We start from the raw sequence: 18,146 nt of genomic DNA, 5'->3' as shown, positions 1-18,146 counted from the left end.
CTTCGTCATTTAGCCAAGGTCGGGCTGTCGAGGTCGAGCTTGGCGGCCGGGATCACCGTGGCGTTGGGGGCCACCTTGGCGAGGTCCTCGCCCATGGCCTTGGCGTCGCCCGCGACGATCACGCTCATCTGGGCGGGATCCAGTTGAGTCTTGGCGAAAGCCTGCACCTCTTCCGGCGTCACCGCCTCGACCTTGGCGGCGTAGGTCTGGATTTCCGTCAGCGGCACACCGTAGACGGCGAGATTGCCGAGGATATTGGCCAGGCCTTCCGACGTACCGAGATCGCGGCCGAAACCACCGACCAGCACCGATTTGCGCGCGGTCAGTTCGCCGGCCGTGGCCGGTTCGGAGGCCAGACGGGTCAGCTCGGCGCGCGTCAACGACACCACCTCCGCCGCTGACGGGTTCTTGGTCTGCACCCGCGCGGAGAAGCCGCCGAAGCGCCCCTGGGGCGTCAGGCTGGAGCCGGCGCCATAGGAAAGGCCGCGCTTGATGCGGATTTCCTGGTTCAAGCGCGAGGAGAAGCCCACACCCAGGACCGTGTTGGCCACGACGCCTTGATAGTAGTTCGGGTCGGTGCGGGTGATCGCCGGCTTGGCGAGAACCACGGCCGCCTGGCCTGTGCCGGGCAGGTCGATGACCACGTTGCGAGGCTGGTAGCCGCTGGGGGCGGCGGGGGGCGCGGGCGCCGGCGAGGCGGGCTTCTTCCAATCGCCGAACGCCTTCTCGGCCAGAGCGAAGCCGGCTTCGGGCGTCAGGTTGCCGGTCAGCACCAGGACGGCGTTGTCGGGCCGCCAATAAGCCGAGTGCGTCTTGGCGAGGTCCGTGCGCTTGATCTTCGGCAGCGAGCCCGGCGTGCCCCCCGCTACATGGCCGTACGACGAGCCCGCATAGAGCACCGGTGCGGCGGCGAAACTGGCGAGGCTGCCGGGGCGCTGATAGGCGACGGACAGGCTGTCGAGCGTCTCGGCGCGGACCCGGTCGAGTTCGGTCGCCGCGAAGGCTGGATTCTGCGCCACGTCGGCCATGATGGTCATGGCGGGCGCGGCGTTGTTCTCAGTGACGCTCAGGGTCAGCGAAGCCGCCTCCCACCCCGAACCAGCTTCGAGGTTGGCGCCCAGAGCCTCGGTCTCGCGCGCGACCTGGGTCGCGGAACGCGTGGCCGTGCCTTCCGTCAGCAATTCGGCGGTCAGGCTGGAAACACCCGCCAGACCCGTGGGGTCGGAACTCGCGCCGCCGCGCACCGTCAGGTCTGCGGTGATCAGGGGGAGGTCGCTGGACTTGGCCACGATGACCCGCAAGCCGTTGGCCAGCGTCTTTTCCGCCGGTGTCGGCAGTGTCGCCGGAATGGGCGGAGCGATCGGCGGCGGCGCCTGGCGCTCGCCTTCCGGCGCAAGCGTAGTGACGGGGCCGTCGTATTTCACCGAAGCGACCTTCGGGATTGGCGGCGTGGCGTCCTTCTCACCCGCCGGACGGTCTTTCTCCGGCAGGTATCGGATCACAGTGCGCTTGTCGTCGGCCAGATACTTGCGCGCCACGCGCTGAACGTCCGTGGCCGTGACCGCCTGCAGCGCGGCCAGATTGGCGTTGGCGCGGGCGGCGTCGCCCTCGGTCATCAGGGCGTAGCCGATGGCGAAGCCGCGGCCGTCAATCTCTTCGCGGCGGCGGACCGCATCGGCCAGCAGCCCCGCTTTAGCTTCAGCGAGCTCGGCCGGCGTGATCAAGCCGTCGCGAAGGCGGGCGACCTGGGCGCGCAGGGCGGTCTCGCCCTGCTGCACCGTCTTGCCGCCGGCCATGATCGCGCCGACATAGAAGAGGCCCGGCTGAGCGTTGTTGGGGGCGCTGGAAAAGACCGACTGGGCGATCTTCTGCTCATAGACGAGGCTGTCGTAGAGGCGCGAGGATTTGCCGGCCGACAGGATGGCGTCGAGCACGGTCAGGGCCGGAGCGTCCTTGTCGGCGGCGGCCGGCGCCAGCCAAGTGATCGCAAGGGCGGGCAGCGGTACGTTCGGACCGTAGGTGCTCACGGTCTTCGGGCCTGAGCGCGCCGGCTCGACGACGGTGACTTTGGGAATGTCGCCGGCCGGCTTGGCGATTCCGCCGAAGTACTGGTCGATCATCGCATCCAGCTTGGCCTGATCGAAATTACCCACGACGATCAGGGCGGCGTTATCCGGCCGGTAGAAGGTCTGGTGGAAGGCGCGCACGTCGTCGACGGTGGCGGCGTCCAGCTCCTCGATCGAGCCGATGCCCGGGCGTTGGTAGGGGTGTGTCGTGAACGACTGCTGGGGAATCGAGAGCGCGAAGAAGCGACCATAGGGATCGGCAAGGACGCGCTGGCGCAGCTCTTCCTTCACGACGTCGCGCTCCGAGGAGAACACGTTCTCGTCGATCACCAGCGACTTCAGACGGTCGGACTCCGCCCAGAGGAGGCGTTCCAGGTGGTTGGCGGGCGCAACCTCGTAGTAGTTGGTGAAATCGTCCCAGGTCGAGGCGTTGTTGAAGCCGCCGACATCCTCGGTCAGGCGGTCCAGCGTCTCGCTGGGCATGTTGCGCGTGGCCTTGAACATCAGGTGTTCGAAGAGGTGCGCGAAGCCGGAGCGACCGCGCGGATCGTCCTTGGAGCCAACGCCGTACCAGACTTGCACCGAAACGTTCGGAGTTGTGGCGTCGCGCGAGGTGAAGACCTTCATCCCGTTCGAGAGGACGCGCTGCTGATAGACGATCGGCGGCGCCTTGATCGACGCAGCCGCGACCTGGGGTTTTGTGGGCGCGGTCGCCGCCGCCAGAGCCACGGGCGAAAGCGCCGTGGTCGAGAGAGCGGCCGCCACGAAGGCGAACTTGGCGGTGCGGATCATGCGCGAGGATCTCCTGAACAGTCGCGTTGGACCCTAGCACTCTCGATTTCGAGATAAACCTTACCGAGCTGTCATTTGGCTGGAACCGAAACGCCCAAAGGTCGTTCAAGACGTTCGTCTCGTCTCCCCCGTGGTGGGTCGCGAGTGTGGGGGCTGCTTGTCTGAAACCTTGCTTCGCGACCGCTTACGCGCGGCCACATCTAGCGATCACGCGGCGTTGGACGCGATGGCTGCGGCCTTGGATTTCGAAAGCGTCTCAGGATACGGGCGGTTCCTTTCGGCCTCCGCCGCCGCTCTGACGCCTCTGGAGCTGGCCTTGGAGCTGGCGGGCGTCGAAGCCTGGATAGGCGATTGGCCTGAACGAAGCCGGCGCGCCACGTTGGCGCGTGACTTGGCCGCCATGGGTCTTCCATCGCCGCCCATCACAGTCCCGTCCACGCCATCGCGCGCCTTCGGCGTAGGCCTTCTTTACGTGCTTGAGGGCTCGAGGCTGGGCGCGCGTTTCCTGGCGCGCCGTGTCCGCCGTGCGGGACCGGATCTGCCGATTGGGTATCTGACCCATGGCGATGACGCTGACCTCTGGCGGTCCTTTCTGGCGTGGCTTGAAGGCCAACCGAGAGTCGGCTTGCGGACAGACGAGGCCATCGCGGGTGCGCGATATGGGTTTCAGTGTTTCTCGGCCGCGTTCGAGACAGTCGCCTCGCCTGGAGTCCTGAATGTCCGAGCCGGCGCCCATGCCCGGATTTGAAGTCGACCTGACCAATTGCGATCGTGAACCGATCCACATCCTTGGCGGGGTGCAGCCTTTTGGCTTCCTGCTGGCGGTCGACACCGACTGGCTGATCGTTCACGCCTCGACCACGACCCTGCGTTATCTGGGCGACTCTCCCGCGGATCTTGTCGGCAATCCTCTAACCCAAGTCGTCAGCGCCCACGCCCTCCACGCCATCCGAGGCCGTCTGCAGATCATGCGCGGCGCCGACGCCGTGGAGCGGATCTTTGGCCTGCCGCTGGTCGACGGCGGCGAGGACTTCGACCTGGCGCTGCACTATTCCGGCCGCATGCTGATTATTGAGGGCGAGCCCAGCCAGACCGAGGCCCTGATAGAGGCGGCTTCGGCGGTTCGTTCGATGACCATGCGGATCGCTGCAAGATCGAGCTTCGAGGAATTCTGCCACGAAGCCGCCCGCCAGGTGCGCGCGCTGACGGAATTCGACCGGGTGATGATCTATCGCTTCGGCCATGACGGCGCGGGCGAGGTCATCGCCGAGTCCGTCCGGCCCGGCATCGGCTCGTTCCTGGGACAGCGATATCCCGCGTCCGACATCCCCGCCCAGGCGCGCGCCCTCTACGAACGCAATTGGCTGCGGATCATCGCGGATATCGACGCCGAGGTTTCGCCGATCGTGCCGCGGATCAGCGTCACCGGCGAGCCCGTGGATCTGTCCATGAGCATGTTGCGGGCCGTGTCGCCGATCCATATCGAGTACCTGCGCAACATGGGGGTCGCGGCCTCTCTGTCGATCTCGATCCTGCGCGATGGGAAGCTTTGGGGGCTGTTCGCCTGCCATCACTACGCGCCCAAGCACATCAGCTATGAGCGCCGCACCGCCGCGGAGCTGTTTGGGCAGCTGTTCTCCCTGACGCTCGAGAGCCGCGAGCGCGAGATCGAGACGCGCCGGCACGCCGAGGCGCGGGCTCTGCACGACCGGATGATGGCGACGGTCGTCGGATCCCCGCAGGGCTCCGACACGCTCAGTCCCTATCTCGACGACCTGTGCCGGCTGGTCCAGTGCGATGGTCTGGCGTTGTGGCTGGAAGGGCGGCTGACGTTGCGGGATTCCACGCCCGACGCCAGCAACGTCCACGCGCTCATTCGACTGCTGCGCGAGAAGGACACCCACACGGTGTTCGCCACCAGCGAGATCGGCTCGCTTCTGCCGTCCGCCGTGTCCTGGGCCGGCAAGGCGGCGGGCATGATGGCGGTGCCTTTGTCGCGCGCGCCCCGAGACTATCTGATCTTCTTCCGCAAGGAGGAGGCCCAGACCGTCGTCTGGGCCGGCAAACCCGCGAAGCTGGTCCAGGTTGGCCCGATGGGCGACCGCCTGACGCCGCGAAAGAGCTTCGAGGCCTGGGAGGAGACGGTGAGGGGGCAGAGCCGCCCCTGGACCCAGGTGGAGCGCTTTCTCGCCGAGAGCATGCGCGTCAGCCTCCTGGAGATCGTCTTCCGCCTGACCGACTTGGCCGATGAAGAACGCCAGCGGGCCAATCAGCGGCAGGAGCTGCTGATCGCCGAACTGAACCACCGGGTCCGCAACATCCTGGGCTTGATCCGCGGACTGATCAGTCAGAGCCGGGCGGGCGTGTCGACCGTCGAGCAGTTCGCCGAGGTGGTGGGCGGGCGCGTCCAGGCCTTGGCGCGCGCGCACGACCAGATCACGCGCCATCAATGGGGCCCTGGCGCGCTGAGCGACCTGATCACCGCCGAAGCGGAGGCCTATCTCAGCGACAAGGCCGATCGCGTGCGGCTGAAGGGAGCGCCTACGGCGCTGGCGCCGGACGCCTTCTCGATTCTGTCGCTCGTCATCCACGAGCTGATGACGAACTCGGCCAAGTACGGCGCGTTGTGCGATCAGCGCGGCTATGTGACGGTCGAGTGGAAAAGCGATGCGCGGGGCGACCTGATCATCGACTGGAGCGAGCGTGACGGCCCGACGGTCAAGCCGCCCACGCGCAGGGGCTTCGGCTCAACGATCATCGAGCATTCCATACCCCATGATCTCGATGGCGAGGTCGCGCTGGACTATCGACCCGAGGGAGTTCGGGTGCGCATGCGCATTCCCGCCCGCTATGTGACCACCGAGGGGGTCGAAGTGACCGCCGCAAAGGCCAAGCGCGCCGACACCCCCGTGCGCGCGCCGGAGCGCATGCTGGTGGTGGAAGACAACATGATCATCGCGCTGGACCTCGAGGACATGCTGACGCGTCTGGGCGTCAAGCAGGTCATGGTGGCCTCGAGCGTTTCCCAAGCCTTGGAGGCTTTGGACGAGGATTTGCCGCCCTTCGCCATTCTCGACGTCAATCTCGGCGCGGAGACCAGCTTTCCGATCGCCGAGGCGTTGCAGATCGCAGGCGTGCCGTTCGCGTTCGGAACGGGCTTTGGCGATAGCGCGGCTTTCCCCGACCGCTTCCGGGACACGCCGGTTCTACAAAAGCCCTATAGCGCCGAAAGCGTCGCAGCCCTGTTCTAGGGCTCCCCTGTCAGGAACCGGGCGCGTTGGCTTTCCGTGGGGACCATGCAGCGCTCATGACGCCCAAAGAAACGGTAGCGATTGCGCGCGACCCAGTCGTAGACGCGGTCGGTCACGCCGCGAGGCAGGCGGTCAACGACCGCGAGCCAACGCCAAGGCGGCGGAGTCCGTCGGAATATAGCCCCGAACGCCGCCGTCTTCGTGAGCGGTCGGCCTTGGTCGAGAAAGACGAGGCTTTCGGGCGAAGCCGGGTCCACGCCGTGAAGCGCGGCGAGCTCTAGGCCATAGGGCGTCTGAAGGGGGACGAACCGGATCGCGCCCTCGCGATCGATCGCCATCACCGCTCGCACCGCGCCGTTGCAGAGGTTGCATGCGCCGTCGAACAGCATGAGGCCGTCGGGGGCCTGATCGGCTTCTGGCGTCACGGCCGCTCGCATTCGCGACGAAGGGCCTGCAACGCCGCCGGCGCGCTCCGCCGCATCATGCGCCCCACCAGATCGATCGGCAGGCCGAACGGCGGGCTCGCCCAGAAGTCATAAGCCACCTGCGTGCGTCGCCCGCCGTCGATGGGCGTCAAACGCCACGCTCCTTCACAGGCGCGGATGTCGCCGCGGATACAGGTGAAGCGGATCAGACGGTTCGGCTCCAGCGTCACCCGCGAGGTCGAGCGCAAGGGCGGCAGGAAGAAGCTGAAGCGGACCACGTGTTCGCGAATCTCGCCCGCGGCGTCCGACGAAACGACCTTGCACCGTCGGACGCCCGGCATGATCCGGGCGGCGCGGTCGCAATCGAGCAAGGTGCGATAGACCACCTCGGGCGGCGCGGCGATCTCGGTGCGCGCCTGAACCACGCCGTGGCCTTGCGCGTCCTGCCGCATCGACACCTCGACGTCTCCACCGCGTTCGTCGCCCTCCGCGCCCACGACAGATGTGGCGAGGGTGGTGGAAAGGCTGAGGGCGAGGACGATCAAGCGCATCACGCCGAAGCTAACGCTTCGACGTGATTTTCGTCAGGCCTCACGCGCCGGCGCGGTTCTGGACGAGGTCGTCCACCACTGACGGATCGGCCAGGGTCGAGGTGTCGCCCAGGCTCTCCAGCTCGTTCTCGGCGATTTTGCGCAGGATGCGGCGCATGATTTTCCCCGAGCGGGTCTTTGGAAGGCCTGGCGCCCACTGGATGACGTCCGGGGTCGCGATCGGCCCGATTTCGCGTCGGACCCAGTCTGTCAGCTCCTTGCGCAAGGCTTCGCTGGGTGTGACCCCGGCGTTCAGGGTCACGTAGCAATAGATGCCCTGGCCCTTGATCTGGTGCGGATAGCCGACGACGGCCGCCTCCGCGACGCGTGGATGGGCGACCAGGGCGCTCTCCACCTCGGCGGTGCCTAGGCGGTGGCCCGAGACATTCAGCACGTCGTCAACGCGCCCCGTGATCCAGTAGTAGCCGTCAGCGTCGCGGCGGCAGCCGTCGCCGGTGAAGTACTTGCCGGGATAGGTCGAGAAATAGGTCTCGAAGAAGCGGCGGTGGTCGCCATAGACGGTCCGCATCTGGCCGGGCCAGCTGTCGGTGATGACGAGGTTGCCCTCGGTCGCGCCTTCCAGGACCACGCCCTCGGCGTCGACGAGTTCGGGTTTCACACCCGGCATCGGGCCGCAGGCCGAGCCCGGCTTCAGCGCGTCGGCGCCCGGAAGCGGAGTCATCAGGGTTCCGCCGGTCTCCGTCTGCCACCAGGTGTCGACGATGGGGCAACGGCTCTCGCCAACCACGCGATGATACCAGAGCCAGGCCTCGGGATTGATCGGCTCGCCCACGCTGCCCAGCAGGCGCAGGGACGCGCGCGAGGTGCGCTCCACCGGCGCCTCGCCCTCGCGCATCAGGGCCCGCAAGGCCGTCGGAGCGGTGTAGAAGATCTCGACCTTGTGCTTGTCGATCACCTGCCAGAAGCGGCTGTTGCAGGGATAGTTCGGCACGCCCTCGAACATCAAGCTGGTCGCGCCGTTCGCGAGCGGGCCGTAGACGATGTAGGTGTGGCCGGTGACCCAGCCCACATCGGCCGTGCACCAGTAGATTTCGCCGGGGCGATAGTCGAACACCACCTCATGGCTCCAACTGGCCCAGACCAGGTAGCCGCCCGTCGTGTGCAGCACGCCCTTGGGCTTACCCGTCGAGCCTGAGGTGTAGAGGATGAACAGGGGATCCTCCGCGCTCATCGGCTCCGGGGCGCAGTGGATCGAGGCCTTGGCGGCGGCGTGCTCGTAGATCACGTCGCGGCCGGCGGTCAGCGGGACGCTGGCGCCCGTGCGGGTGACGACCAGGACCTTCTCCACGCCGGGGCAATGGGCGACCGCGGCGTCGACGTTCAGCTTCAACGGAATGCGCTTACCGCCGCGCACGCCTTCGTCGGCGGTGATCACCAGCTTGGAGTCGCAGTCATTGATGCGGCCGGCCAGGCTGTCGGGCGAGAAGCCGGCGAACACCACCGAGTGGATCGCGCCGATCCGGGCGCAAGCCAACATGGCGTAGGCCGCCTCCGGGATCATGGGCAGGTAGATGGTGACCCGGTCGCCCTTGGTCACGCCATGCGCCTTGAACACGTTGGCCATGCGGCAAACCTGCTCGTGCAGTTCGGCGTAGGTGATCTTGCGCGAGGCGGCGGGGTCGTCGCCCTCCCAGATCAGCGCGACTTCATTGGCGCGATGGGGCAGGTGCCGGTCGATACAGTTGGCCGAGACATTGAGGACGCCGTCCTCGTACCAGCGGATTCGGAAGTCCTCTTCGTGAAAGGAGACGTCCTTGATCTTGGTCGGCGGCGTGATCCAGTCGAGGCGGCCCGCCAGGTCCTTCCAGTAGCCATGAGGATCTTCATTGGCGCGTCGCCGCGCAGCCGCCAGAGCGTCGGCGTCAAGGTGGGCGCGCTCGCCCCAGGCCTTAGGAACCGGAAACAGCATGCCGTCGCTCACCCGCTCACTCCCTTAGTATTATTGCCGTCGGAATAGGCGAAGCCAAGCACCGGGCGCAAGAAGACCATTTAGGTTTCTCGCGTCCGGCCCGGCCGCCCAGAGATCGAGGTCGGACTAGAAGAAGCCCAGAGCCTTCGGGCTGTAGCTGACCAGCAGGTTCTTGGTCTGCTGGTAGTGGTCCAGCATCATCTTGTGGGTCTCGCGGCCCACGCCCGACTGCTTATAGCCGCCGAAGGCCGCGTGGGCCGGATAGGCGTGATAGCAGTTGGTCCAAACCCGGCCCGCCTCGATGCCGCGGCCAAAGCGGTAGCAACGGTTGGCGTCGCGGCTCCAAACGCCAGCCCCAAGACCAAAGGCGGTGTCGTTGGCGATCGCCAGCGCCTCTTCTTCGGTCTTGAAGGTGGTGACGGCTAGGACGGGGCCGAAGATCTCCTCCTGGAAGATCCGCATCTTGTTGTGGCCCTCGAAGACCGTTGGCTCGACGTAGTAGCCGTCGGCCAGCTGACCCGGCAGGACCTTGCGGTGGCCGCCGGTCAGCAGCTTTGCGCCCTCCTCGCGGCCGACGTCCATGTAGCCGAGGATCTTGTTCAGCTGCTCCTCGGAGGCCTGGGCGCCGATCATGGTCGCGGGGTCGAGCGGGCTGCCATGGACCACGGCGTTCACCCGTTTGAGGGCCTTTTCCATGAACCGCTCGTAGATCGACTCTTGCACGAGCGCGCGGCTCGGGCAGGTGCAGACCTCCCCTTGGTTCAGGGCGAACATAGTGAAGCCCTCAAGAGCCTTGTCGAAATAATCGTCGTCCTCGCGGGCGACGTCGTCGAAGAAGATGTTCGGCGACTTACCGCCCAGTTCCAGCGTCACCGGGATCAGGTTCTGGCTGGCGTACTGCATGATCAGCCGCCCGGTGGAGGTCTCGCCGGTGAAGGCGATCTTGGCGATGCGCGGGCTGGAGGCCAGGGGCTTGCCGGCCTCGATTCCGAAGCCATTGACGATGTTGAGGACGCCGGCGGGGAGCAAGTCGCCGATCAGCTCGGCCCAGACCATGATAGAGGCGGGGGTCTGCTCCGCCGGCTTCAGCACCACGCAGTTGCCGGCCGCCAGGGCCGGGGCGAGCTTCCAGCAGGCCATCAGCAGCGGGAAATTCCAGGGAATGATCTGTCCGACCACGCCCAGGGGTTCGTGGAAGTGATAGGCGATGGTGTCGTGATCGATCTCGGAGATCGAGCCCTCCTGCGAGCGCAGGCAGCCGGCGAAGTAGCGGAAGTGGTCGATCGCTAGCGGGATATCGGCGGCCAGGGTCTCGCGGATCGGCTTGCCGTTGTCCCAGGTCTCCGCCGTCGCCAGGACCTCGAGGTTCTCCTCCATCCGGTCGGCGATGTGCAACAGGATGCGCGAGCGATCGGCGGGGCTCGTCTTGCCCCACGCGGCCTTGGCGGCGTGGGCCGCGTCCAGGGCGCGCTCGATATCGACGTCCTGCGAGCGGGCGATCTCGCAGATCTTCTTGCCGTGGATCGGCGAGCTGTTGTCGAAGTAACGGCCGTCGGCCGGTGCGACCCACTGGCCGCCAATGAAATTGTCGTAGCGCGCCTTGAACGGCGGGCGCGACAAGGACTCGATGAATTCGGGTTTGGTCATGGTTTCCTCCATGCCGCCTTTCCGGCGGGCTCTGGTAGGAAGTCTGCGACTTGTCGCGGCGCTCAGCGAAGCTATTCCACGAAGGCTGGAGGGTGATGTGTCTCAGATCTGAGACACGTTCAGTGAAATTCCCGACCGCGTTTCAGGTCGAGCCTCTGGAGCTTGCGGTTTAGCGTGGCGCGCGACAGGCCCAGAAGGCTGGCGGCCGCGGAGACATTACCGCCGGCTTGATTGAGGGCCCGGCGGACGGCGGAGCGCTCGGCCTCGTCCAAGTCGGTCGAACGGTCGGGCGACGCGAGCCCGCGTCGCAACGTCTCGTCGCTCAATTTCAGCGCTTGGCGGGCCGCCCGGGTCGCGCCGAGTACGACATCGTCACCGTCAACCGCGAGCATCGGGACAGAGGCGCGTTCAGCGCCCGTTTCGGGCAGCAGAACGATCCGGGCGGTTGGGAAGGCCTCGCGGAAAGCCTTGACCTCGATCCGCCTGGCGGCGTCGGTGACGATGCGCTCGACCATTCCGGTCAGGGCCTCGATGCCTGGACGACAGGAAGAGACATCGAGAGCCCCCGCGAGACGTCCGGTCGGATCGAACAGTGGCGCGACGGTGCAGGAGAGGCCGATATTGCGGGTGTGGAAGTGCTGGTCCCGGTGGACCGTCAGCACGCGCTGTTCGGTCAGGCAGGTGCCGATGCCGTTCGTACCTTCGCGCGCCTCGCTCCACACCGCCCCTTCCCAAAGGCCCCAGCGGCGAAAGACTGCGTCGTCGCTCTCCGCGCCCCGGCGGTCGACGGGCACCCCATCGGCGTCGGTCAGCAGTACGCAGCAGCCGGCGTCTCCCAACGCCTGGAACAGGGCGTCGAGATTGTCCTGGGCCGCGGCTAGCAGCGGGCCCATGCGGGCCTGCGCGAAGCGTAGCTCCGCGCCCGTAAGGGTCTCGGGCGGCCTTCGGTTTTCTGGATCCAGGTTATGCTGGGTCAGGCACCGTCGCCACGAGGCGGCGATCGGCGACAGGGCCGGCGCGACGCCGTCGCGCAGCACCGAAAGAACCCTTTCGGCATGGCCTTCGGCCATAGCGTTTCCTCCGCGGACGAGTGTCCCCCATCCAGACCTTGAGCATGACGCCACGTCCGTCGATCGCGCAATACGGCATTTTACGTGCCCGGTCCCCTGTTTGGGCTTAAACCGAGGCTGCGTTCTCCTGGAGTTCTCTCATGCTGCTCGCGCTGTCCACCTGGGCCGAGATCGAAGCCTATCTAAAGACCAGCCAGACGGTCGTGGTGCCGATCGGCTCGAACGAGCAGCATGGGCCGACGGGCCTGTTGGGCACGGACTGGCTTTGCCCGGAGATCATCGCCCACGAGGCCCACAAACGGGCTGACAAGGTGTTGGTGGCGCCGACCTTCAACATCGGCATGGCCCAGCACCACCTGGCGTTCCCCGGCACCATCTTCCTGCGCCCCTCGACCTTCATCGCCGCGATCGGCGATTGGGTGCGCTCGCTCGGCGCCCATGGCTTCAAGCGTATCTATTTCCTGAACGGCCACGGCGGCAATGTCGCTTCGATCGAGGCCGCCTTCTCCGAGATCTACGCCGACTACAGCTTCCGCAAGGAGCGGGCGCCGTTCGCGCTGAAGCTGAAGAACTGGTGGGACCTCGCCGGCGTCAATGCTCTGGCCAACAGCCAGTTTCCGACCGGTCACGGCAGCCACGCCACGCCGTCCGAGATCGCCGTGACCCAGTGGGCCTACCCCCAGACCATCAAGACCGCCGCTTACGAGCCCCGGATCGCGCCCACCGGGCCAATCCGCGAGGCGCTGGATTTCCGCGCGCGCTACGCCGACGGGCGGATGGGTTCGGATCCGGCCCAGGCCACGCCCGAGAAAGGTGGCGCGCTGGTCGACCTGGCCGCCAAGTCGCTGATTGAGGATCTCGAGGCCTTTTCGGCCGAGGCGACCCCGGGCTAGACGCCGAGGGGGTGTCGCGCCAAGGCCGGCTGGCCATGGCGCGCGGCCATCACCTCGCCGATCACCGCCACCGCCACCTCGAACGGCGCCTTGCCGCCCAGGTCGAGGCCGATCGGCGCCCGAAGCTTTGCGAGATCGCGCTCCGACAGGCCATCGGAGCGGAGGCGCGCCAGGCGCTCGGGAAGCCGGCGTCGAGCGCCGAGCAGGCCCACATAAGGCGCATCCGAGGGCAGGGCGGCCAACAAGGCGGCGTGGTCCTGCTCGGGCTCGTGACCGCAGACCGCGACCGCCGTCCAGGCGTCGAGGCCGATGTCGATCAAGGCCGTCTCGACGCCGTCGCGACGATAGGCCACGCCGGCGAGCGCCGGGGGCGAAGACGGACCTTTGGGACGAACAAGCGTGGTCTCGAAGCCCGCTTGCGCGCCCAGGCTGGCCACGGCGAGGGCCGTGGGATCTCCTCCGACGACGATGAGCCGTGGTTGAGGGTCATAGGCGCGCTCGAAAGCGCCGCTCCAGGTCGCTAGGGGTTCCTCGGCGCAAAGGCGGCGAGACCCGTCGCTGATCCAGAACGCCGGAAGCCGCCGCTGGGCGAGGTCGAGAAGCGTTCGGACCGCCGCTTCTTCCGGCGTGATCCGTTCGACCAGGATTTCGATCCTCGCGCCGCACAACAGGCGAATGTCGGGCCAGGGGCTTCCTTCGCCGTAGACGAGGCGGCGAGGACGTCCATCGGACAGGCACGCCCGCGCGTGGCCCTCAACGTCAGCCTCGATGCAGCCACCGGATAGGAAGCCAGAAACGATCCCTTCGCCGAACACCATCTGCGTCCCCACGGGACGGGGGCCGCCGTCGCCCAGCGAAACGATCGTGGCGAGCGCCGCCGCCCCCTTCGAAAGCGCCTCCGATAAGGCCGGGCGAGCGTCGTCGACCATGCCGTGCATCGGCCATGCGTCGTCATAGCGATGGTTCATCATTGGGACCAACTTTAACTCCTCGGCAAGGTTCCAGAAACCTCATGTTCAAACCTTGGCGCGTACCGTCGATCTTCGATTAGTGATTTCGCGCACGGATGGCATGTCCATTTCGGTCTCAAAATTGGGTCTCGCGGCCGCGCAGTTCGGCCTCGACGGAAGCGGTTCCGCTCCTCGCGGCCGCTCGCCCGACGCCGAGACGCGCGACATTTTGAATATCGCCGCTCGCGCGCGCCTGTCGGTTCTCGATGCTTCGGGCCTGTTTGGCCGCGCCGAAACCATCCTGGGCGAACTGCTGCCGCGGCCGACGCCGTTCCGTATCACCCTCGCCGCCGGCCGCGCCGATCGCGGACCGGACTATGTCGAGGCCGAGGCTCGCGCCACGCTGCGCCGACTGGGCGTCGAGCGCGCGGATGCGATCATCGTCCATTCGCCGTCCGAACTGTTTGGCGCGCATGGTCCGGCGCTCTGGGAGCGCCTCCAGCGCCTGAAAGATCAGGGGCTGTTCGCCAAGGTCGGTGTCGCGGCGCACGCCTCGGACGACCCGGTCGGCGTCGCCAAGCGCTTCAAGCCCGATATCCTGCAAGCGCCCGCCAGCCTGCTCGACCAGCGCCTGCTGGCTGACGGTTCGCTGCAGCGCATCGCCGGCATGGGCGTCGAGGTCCACCTGCGCTCGATCTTCCTCAACGGCCTGCTGTTCCTGCCGCCCGACCGTGTCCCCGCTCAGCTGAAAGGCGCCTCGGGCCGGCTGTCGCGCGTGCGCCGCATGATCGCCGAAGGGCGTTCGGATCCGCTCCAGGCTGCGCTGGGCTTCGCTCTGTCGCGCCCCGAGGGCTCGGCCGTTCTGGTCGGCGTGAACTCGGCCGCCGAACTGTCGGCGGTGGTGGCGGCCGCCTCGAGCCCGCCGCCGGATCTCGACTGGGACGAGATGGCGATCGACGATCCCGTCGCGCTCGACCCGCGACGTTGGGTCGCCTGAGCCATGCCCGGTCGACGCGCTTCATCCTCTGGCGCGTCGCTAGAATCATCTTCGACAATGCCCAAGGCTGAGGATCTCGGACGAGGTCCGCGGCGACGCTCGCTAACGCCCATTAACCCTATGGTTCACTCGGATTTTAAGACTTAAAGCCTAGCTTGATCCCAACTGAGGGAGAGACGCGATATGATCCTCGCCGTGCTGCAGGCCCGCATGGGGTCCACTCGACTGCCGGGCAAGTCGATGGCCACGCTTCGCGGCGAGCCGATGATCATCCGCCAGCTGGAGCGCCTGCGCGGCGCGCGTTGCCTTTCCAAGATCATTGTCGCGACCAGCGCCGACACGGTCGACGACGCTTTGGCTGGCTTCCTGGTTTCGCGCGGCTACACGGCGCATCGCGGCGCCGGCGCAGACATCCTGGCGCGCATCGCCCGCTGCGCCGAGACGATCAGTTCGGTGAGTCATGTCGTCCGCCTCAAGGGCGACGCGCCGTTCATCGATCCGGGCGTCATCGATGAGGCGGTGCGCCTGGCCCTGGCCAGCGGCGCCGACTACACTTCCAACCGGGTCCGGCAGACCTATCCCGCCGGCCTCGAGGTCGAGGTGATCAAGGCTGGCGCGCTGCAAGCCGCCGCCGCCGAGGAGCGCGATCCGATGGCGCGCATCTCGCCGACCGCCGCGATCCGCAGCCAACCCGGCCGCTGGAGCCAAGCGCATCTGACGGCGCCCCGCGATTGGTCGCGTCTCGACTGGCGGGTCAAGACCGCAGCCGACTTGGCTTTCGCCCGCTCGGTCTATGACGCCCTGCACCCTGTGGATCCGGGCTTCCGGATGAACGACGTGCTGGACCTGATCGGCAGCCGACAGGACATCGCCCGTTTCGCGGCGTGATGAGCTCTCCCCGGGCCAGCGCCGGGGAGACCCGTTCAAACTATTTCCACGCGCCGTAGGGGTCGATTGACGTCTTGCCCAGCGCTTCGGCGACGGCGGGATGGGTCAATTCGCCCTTCAACACGTTGAGGCCGCGCGCCAGGTGGACGTTGGCCTTCAGGGCGTCGAGGCCCTTGTCGGCAAGCGCCAGACCGAACGGCAGCGTGGCGTTGCCCAACGCTTCCGACGACGTGCGCGGCGCCGCGCCTGGCATATTGGCCACGCAGTAGTGAACCACGCCGTCGACCGTGTAGGTCGGCTCGGCGTGGGTGGTCGGCTTGCTGGTCTCGAAGCAGCCGCCCTGGTCGATCGACACGTCGACCAGCACCGAGCCCGGCTTCATCTGCTTCAGGTGCTCGCGGCGCACCAGCTTGGGCGCGGCCGCGCCGGCGGTCAGCACAGCGCCGATCACCACGTCCGCCTTGAGGATTTCATCCTCGACGGCGGCGAAGGTCGAGTAGCGGGTCAGGATGCGACCCTGGTAGAGGTCGTCCAGTTCCCGCATGCGCGGGATGGAGCGCTCCAGCACCACGACCTCGGCGCCCAGGCCCGCGGCCATGCGGGCGGCGTTGCTGCCGACCACGCCGCCGCCCAGGACGGCCACGCGCGCCGGCGGGACGCCGGGCACGCCGCTGAGCAGAAGGCCCATGCCGCCGTTGTGCTTGAGCAGCGTCTCGGCGGCGGAGAAGACCGCGATCCGGCCGGCGACTTCCGACATCGGCGCCAACAGGGGCAGGCCGCCGCGGGCGTCGGTGACGGTCTCGTAGGCGATGGCCGCGCAGCCGCTCTTCAGCAGGCCTTCGGTCTGGGCGGGATCGGGCGCCAAGTGCAGGTAGGTGAACAGGATGTGGCGCGGTTCGAGCTTTTCCCACTCGACCTTCTGCGGTTCCTTGACCTTCACGATCATGTCCGCGCCCGCGAACACAGCGGCGGCGTCGGAGGCGATGGTCGCGCCGGCCCTCACATAGGCCTCGTCGGCATAGCCAGCGCCGAGCCCGGCGCCCGACTGGACCAGCACGGTATGTCCATGGGCGACATATTCGCGGACGGCCGTCGGCGTCAGGCCGACGCGGTGCTCGCCCGGTTTGATCTCTGATGGGACGCCAACCCGCATGATGCTTCCTCCAAAGCCGCTTTCCTGGAATTCTGCGCTTCGATCAGCGCAGTTTCCTTGGTGATTTCATGCTTTGAGGCTACCGTGATGCAGGATTCCTGCGCCAGATAGGCCAAGCATGACGAAACCCACCGCCAACCTCGATGGTTTCGACCGGAAGCTCCTCAACCTCCTGCAGAGGCGGGGGAGAGCCAGCTATGTGGAAATGGGCGAGGCGGTGAATCTTTCCGAGTCCGCCTGCCTTCGTCGCGTGCGGGCCCTGGAGGAGGCCGGGGTGATCAGCCGCTACGCCGCGGTGATCGACGAGCGCGCCGTCGGCTTGCCCCTCAGCGTCTTCGTGACCGTCACCCTGTCGTCCCAGGCGGAGTCGGCGTTGAGCGCCTTCGAAAAGGCGATCGCCGGTGTGCGCGAGGTCGCCGAGTGCTACCTGATGACGGGCGGATCGGACTACCTGCTGCGTCTGGTCGTGCGTGACGTCGATGACCTCGAACGGGTCCACGCTCAGGAACTGACCCGGATTCCCGGCGTGGTGCGGGTCAGCTCCAGCATCGCCATGCGCACCGTGGTCAAGCGCGTTGAATTGCCGCTGTAGCCTCAGATTAACGTTCCTTAGAGCCGTTATGGTTTAGCTGCTTCCCGACATCGACGTCGGGGGACGACATGGTTTCGAGACGACTGCTGCTGGGCGCTCTCATTGGCGTGGCTGCGCCGGCCTTTGCTTTCGCCGAGGGCGAAGGTGGCTCGCCCAGCCTCCTGACCAAAAAGGGCCGGCGCACTTCGCGGGCTCTGAAGCACCAGGCCACCGACAAGGCCGCGCTGGATAAGGCGCTGACGACGGTCAAGCCGATGGAGGCGGAGCCGGCCCATGCGCCCCACGCCGCCGAGGCGGCCATGGCCATCAGCCCGGACGAGGCGCTGGGGCGCCTGAAGCAGGGCAACGCCATTTTCGCGCGAGGCGGGGCCAACATCTCGCTGCCCTCGATGACCCGCGTGGCCGAACTGGCGAAGGGACAGAAGCCCTTCGCCGTTATCATCGGCTGCTCGGATAGCCGTGCCGCGCCGGAGCTGATCTTCGACTGCAATCTGGGCGAACTGTTCGTGGTTCGCGTGGCGGGCTCGACCGTCAGCCGGGAAGGGCTAGGCTCGATCGTCTACGCGGTGGAGCACCTGGGCGCGCCGCTGATTGTCGTCCTGGGCCATACCAAGTGCGGCGCGGTCGGCGCGGCGGTGGATGTCGCCACCAAGCACGCCGAATTGCATGGCGCCCTGCACGAGATGGTGCTGCCGATCCTGCCGGCCGTGATGGAGGCCGAGGAACAGCATCCGGCCGACCTTCAGGACGCGGCCATTCGCCAGAACGTCCGCGACATCGCTCGCCGCCTGAAAGTGTCTGACGGCACGCTGGCCGAACGCATGGAGGAAGGCCGGCTCAAGATCGTTTCGGCCTGCTATGATCTGACCATGGGAACCGTGGCCTTCGACGCCTGACGCCGA

At 67.0% G+C, this 18,146-nt stretch carries 13 protein-coding genes and 1 pseudogene; 6 read left to right on the top strand and 8 right to left on the bottom strand.

The window, feature by feature from the left end; translation table 11 throughout:
• Window positions 1-5: 5 nt before the first annotated feature.
• On the bottom strand, window positions 6-2,858 hold the full coding sequence (locus CSEG_RS20390; protein ID WP_013081124.1) for a M16 family metallopeptidase: 2,853 nt from the start codon (window positions 2,856-2,858) through the stop codon (window positions 6-8).
• Between the two features lie 716 nt (window positions 2,859-3,574).
• Here CSEG_RS20390 and CSEG_RS20380 point away from each other — a divergent pair.
• Window positions 3,575-6,109 carry an HWE histidine kinase domain-containing protein gene (locus CSEG_RS20380; protein ID WP_013081123.1) on the top strand — a complete coding sequence of 845 codons (2,535 nt, stop codon included), beginning with the start codon at window positions 3,575-3,577 and terminating at the stop codon, window positions 6,107-6,109.
• Here CSEG_RS20380 and CSEG_RS20375 read toward each other — a convergent pair.
• The 5 genes from CSEG_RS20375 to CSEG_RS20355 all read right to left on the bottom strand — a co-directional run bounded on the left by CSEG_RS20375 (window position 6,106) and on the right by CSEG_RS20355 (window position 11,771).
• On the bottom strand, window positions 6,106-6,534 hold the full coding sequence (locus CSEG_RS20375) for a thiol-disulfide oxidoreductase DCC family protein (protein ID WP_227878867.1): 429 nt from the start codon (window positions 6,532-6,534) through the stop codon (window positions 6,106-6,108). The two genes, CSEG_RS20380 and CSEG_RS20375, sit on opposite strands and share 4 nt — an antisense overlap.
• Window positions 6,531-7,085 carry an SRPBCC family protein gene (locus CSEG_RS20370; protein WP_013081121.1) on the bottom strand — a complete coding sequence of 185 codons (555 nt, stop codon included), beginning with the start codon at window positions 7,083-7,085 and terminating at the stop codon, window positions 6,531-6,533. Before CSEG_RS20370 ends, CSEG_RS20375 begins: the two co-directional genes overlap by 4 nt.
• 40 nt (window positions 7,086-7,125) lie before the next feature.
• Window positions 7,126-9,054: an acetate--CoA ligase gene (gene acs, locus CSEG_RS20365; protein ID WP_013081120.1), complete on the bottom strand. Its 1,929-nt coding sequence runs from the start codon at window positions 9,052-9,054 to the stop codon at window positions 7,126-7,128.
• 126 nt (window positions 9,055-9,180) lie between these two features.
• Window positions 9,181-10,701 (bottom strand): aldehyde dehydrogenase, encoded by a 1,521-nt coding sequence (gene adh / locus CSEG_RS20360; protein ID WP_013081119.1) that lies wholly within the window; start codon window positions 10,699-10,701, stop codon window positions 9,181-9,183.
• 119 nt (window positions 10,702-10,820) lie between these two features.
• Window positions 10,821-11,771 carry a GAF domain-containing protein gene (locus CSEG_RS20355; RefSeq protein ID WP_013081118.1) on the bottom strand — a complete coding sequence of 317 codons (951 nt, stop codon included), beginning with the start codon at window positions 11,769-11,771 and terminating at the stop codon, window positions 10,821-10,823.
• Between the two features lie 140 nt (window positions 11,772-11,911).
• On the opposite strand from CSEG_RS20355, the gene CSEG_RS20350 reads away from it, so the two are divergent.
• The gene (locus CSEG_RS20350; protein ID WP_013081117.1) at window positions 11,912-12,664 is read left to right on the top strand and encodes a creatininase family protein; all 753 of its coding nucleotides are present in this window, start codon (window positions 11,912-11,914) and stop codon (window positions 12,662-12,664) included.
• On the opposite strand, the pseudogene CSEG_RS20345 reads toward CSEG_RS20350, so the two are convergent.
• Window positions 12,661-13,678, bottom strand: a pseudogene (locus CSEG_RS20345) (XdhC family protein). The gene CSEG_RS20350 and the pseudogene CSEG_RS20345 overlap by 4 nt on opposite strands.
• 57 nt (window positions 13,679-13,735) lie before the next feature.
• On the opposite strand from CSEG_RS20345, the gene CSEG_RS20340 reads away from it, so the two are divergent.
• Together CSEG_RS20340 and CSEG_RS20335 are read left to right on the top strand one after the other, a co-directional pair.
• Window positions 13,736-14,611 (top strand): bifunctional regulator KidO, encoded by an 876-nt coding sequence (locus tag CSEG_RS20340; protein ID WP_013081115.1) that lies wholly within the window; start codon window positions 13,736-13,738, stop codon window positions 14,609-14,611.
• Between the two features lie 183 nt (window positions 14,612-14,794).
• Window positions 14,795-15,499, top strand: coding sequence for a glycosyltransferase family protein (locus CSEG_RS20335; protein WP_013081114.1), 705 nt, complete (start codon window positions 14,795-14,797; stop codon window positions 15,497-15,499).
• Window positions 15,500-15,539: 40 nt separating this feature from the next.
• On the opposite strand, the gene ald is transcribed toward CSEG_RS20335, so the two are convergent.
• Window positions 15,540-16,652 carry an alanine dehydrogenase gene (ald, locus tag CSEG_RS20330; protein WP_013081113.1) on the bottom strand — a complete coding sequence of 371 codons (1,113 nt, stop codon included), beginning with the start codon at window positions 16,650-16,652 and terminating at the stop codon, window positions 15,540-15,542.
• A 118-nt stretch (window positions 16,653-16,770) separates the two neighbouring features.
• On the opposite strand from ald, the gene CSEG_RS20325 reads away from it, so the two are divergent.
• Both CSEG_RS20325 and CSEG_RS20320 read left to right on the top strand, forming a co-directional pair.
• Window positions 16,771-17,244 carry an Lrp/AsnC family transcriptional regulator gene (locus tag CSEG_RS20325; RefSeq protein ID WP_013081112.1) on the top strand — a complete coding sequence of 158 codons (474 nt, stop codon included), beginning with the start codon at window positions 16,771-16,773 and terminating at the stop codon, window positions 17,242-17,244.
• Window positions 17,245-17,312: 68 nt separating this feature from the next.
• On the top strand, window positions 17,313-18,140 hold the full coding sequence (locus CSEG_RS20320; protein WP_013081111.1) for a carbonic anhydrase: 828 nt from the start codon (window positions 17,313-17,315) through the stop codon (window positions 18,138-18,140).
• The last annotated feature ends 6 nt before the right edge of the window (window positions 18,141-18,146 follow it).

The sequence above is a fragment of the Caulobacter segnis ATCC 21756 genome (genome assembly GCF_000092285.1).
Taxonomy (GTDB): Bacteria; Pseudomonadota; Alphaproteobacteria; order Caulobacterales; family Caulobacteraceae; genus Caulobacter; species Caulobacter segnis.
Note: the sequence above shows the minus strand (reverse complement) of the source record. Positions and strands in the feature narration are given on the sequence as shown.

Excerpts from the sequence above, each read along its gene's own strand:
- CSEG_RS20390 (WP_013081124.1), bottom strand. The coding sequence starts at position 2,858 with ATGATCCGCACCGCCAAGTTCGCCTTCGTGGCGGCCGCTCTCTCGACC.
- CSEG_RS20380 (WP_013081123.1), top strand. The coding sequence starts at position 3,575 with ATGTCCGAGCCGGCGCCCATGCCCGGATTTGAAGTCGACCTGACCAAT.
- CSEG_RS20370 (WP_013081121.1), bottom strand. The coding sequence starts at position 7,085 with ATGCGCTTGATCGTCCTCGCCCTCAGCCTTTCCACCACCCTCGCCACA.
- acs (WP_013081120.1), bottom strand. The coding sequence starts at position 9,054 with ATGCTGTTTCCGGTTCCTAAGGCCTGGGGCGAGCGCGCCCACCTTGAC.
- adh (WP_013081119.1), bottom strand. The coding sequence starts at position 10,701 with ATGACCAAACCCGAATTCATCGAGTCCTTGTCGCGCCCGCCGTTCAAG.
- CSEG_RS20355 (WP_013081118.1), bottom strand. The coding sequence starts at position 11,771 with ATGGCCGAAGGCCATGCCGAAAGGGTTCTTTCGGTGCTGCGCGACGGC.
- CSEG_RS20350 (WP_013081117.1), top strand. The coding sequence starts at position 11,912 with ATGCTGCTCGCGCTGTCCACCTGGGCCGAGATCGAAGCCTATCTAAAG.
- CSEG_RS20340 (WP_013081115.1), top strand. The coding sequence starts at position 13,736 with ATGTCCATTTCGGTCTCAAAATTGGGTCTCGCGGCCGCGCAGTTCGGC.
- CSEG_RS20335 (WP_013081114.1), top strand. The coding sequence starts at position 14,795 with ATGATCCTCGCCGTGCTGCAGGCCCGCATGGGGTCCACTCGACTGCCG.
- ald (WP_013081113.1), bottom strand. The coding sequence starts at position 16,652 with ATGCGGGTTGGCGTCCCATCAGAGATCAAACCGGGCGAGCACCGCGTC.
- CSEG_RS20325 (WP_013081112.1), top strand. The coding sequence starts at position 16,771 with ATGACGAAACCCACCGCCAACCTCGATGGTTTCGACCGGAAGCTCCTC.
- CSEG_RS20320 (WP_013081111.1), top strand. The coding sequence starts at position 17,313 with ATGGTTTCGAGACGACTGCTGCTGGGCGCTCTCATTGGCGTGGCTGCG.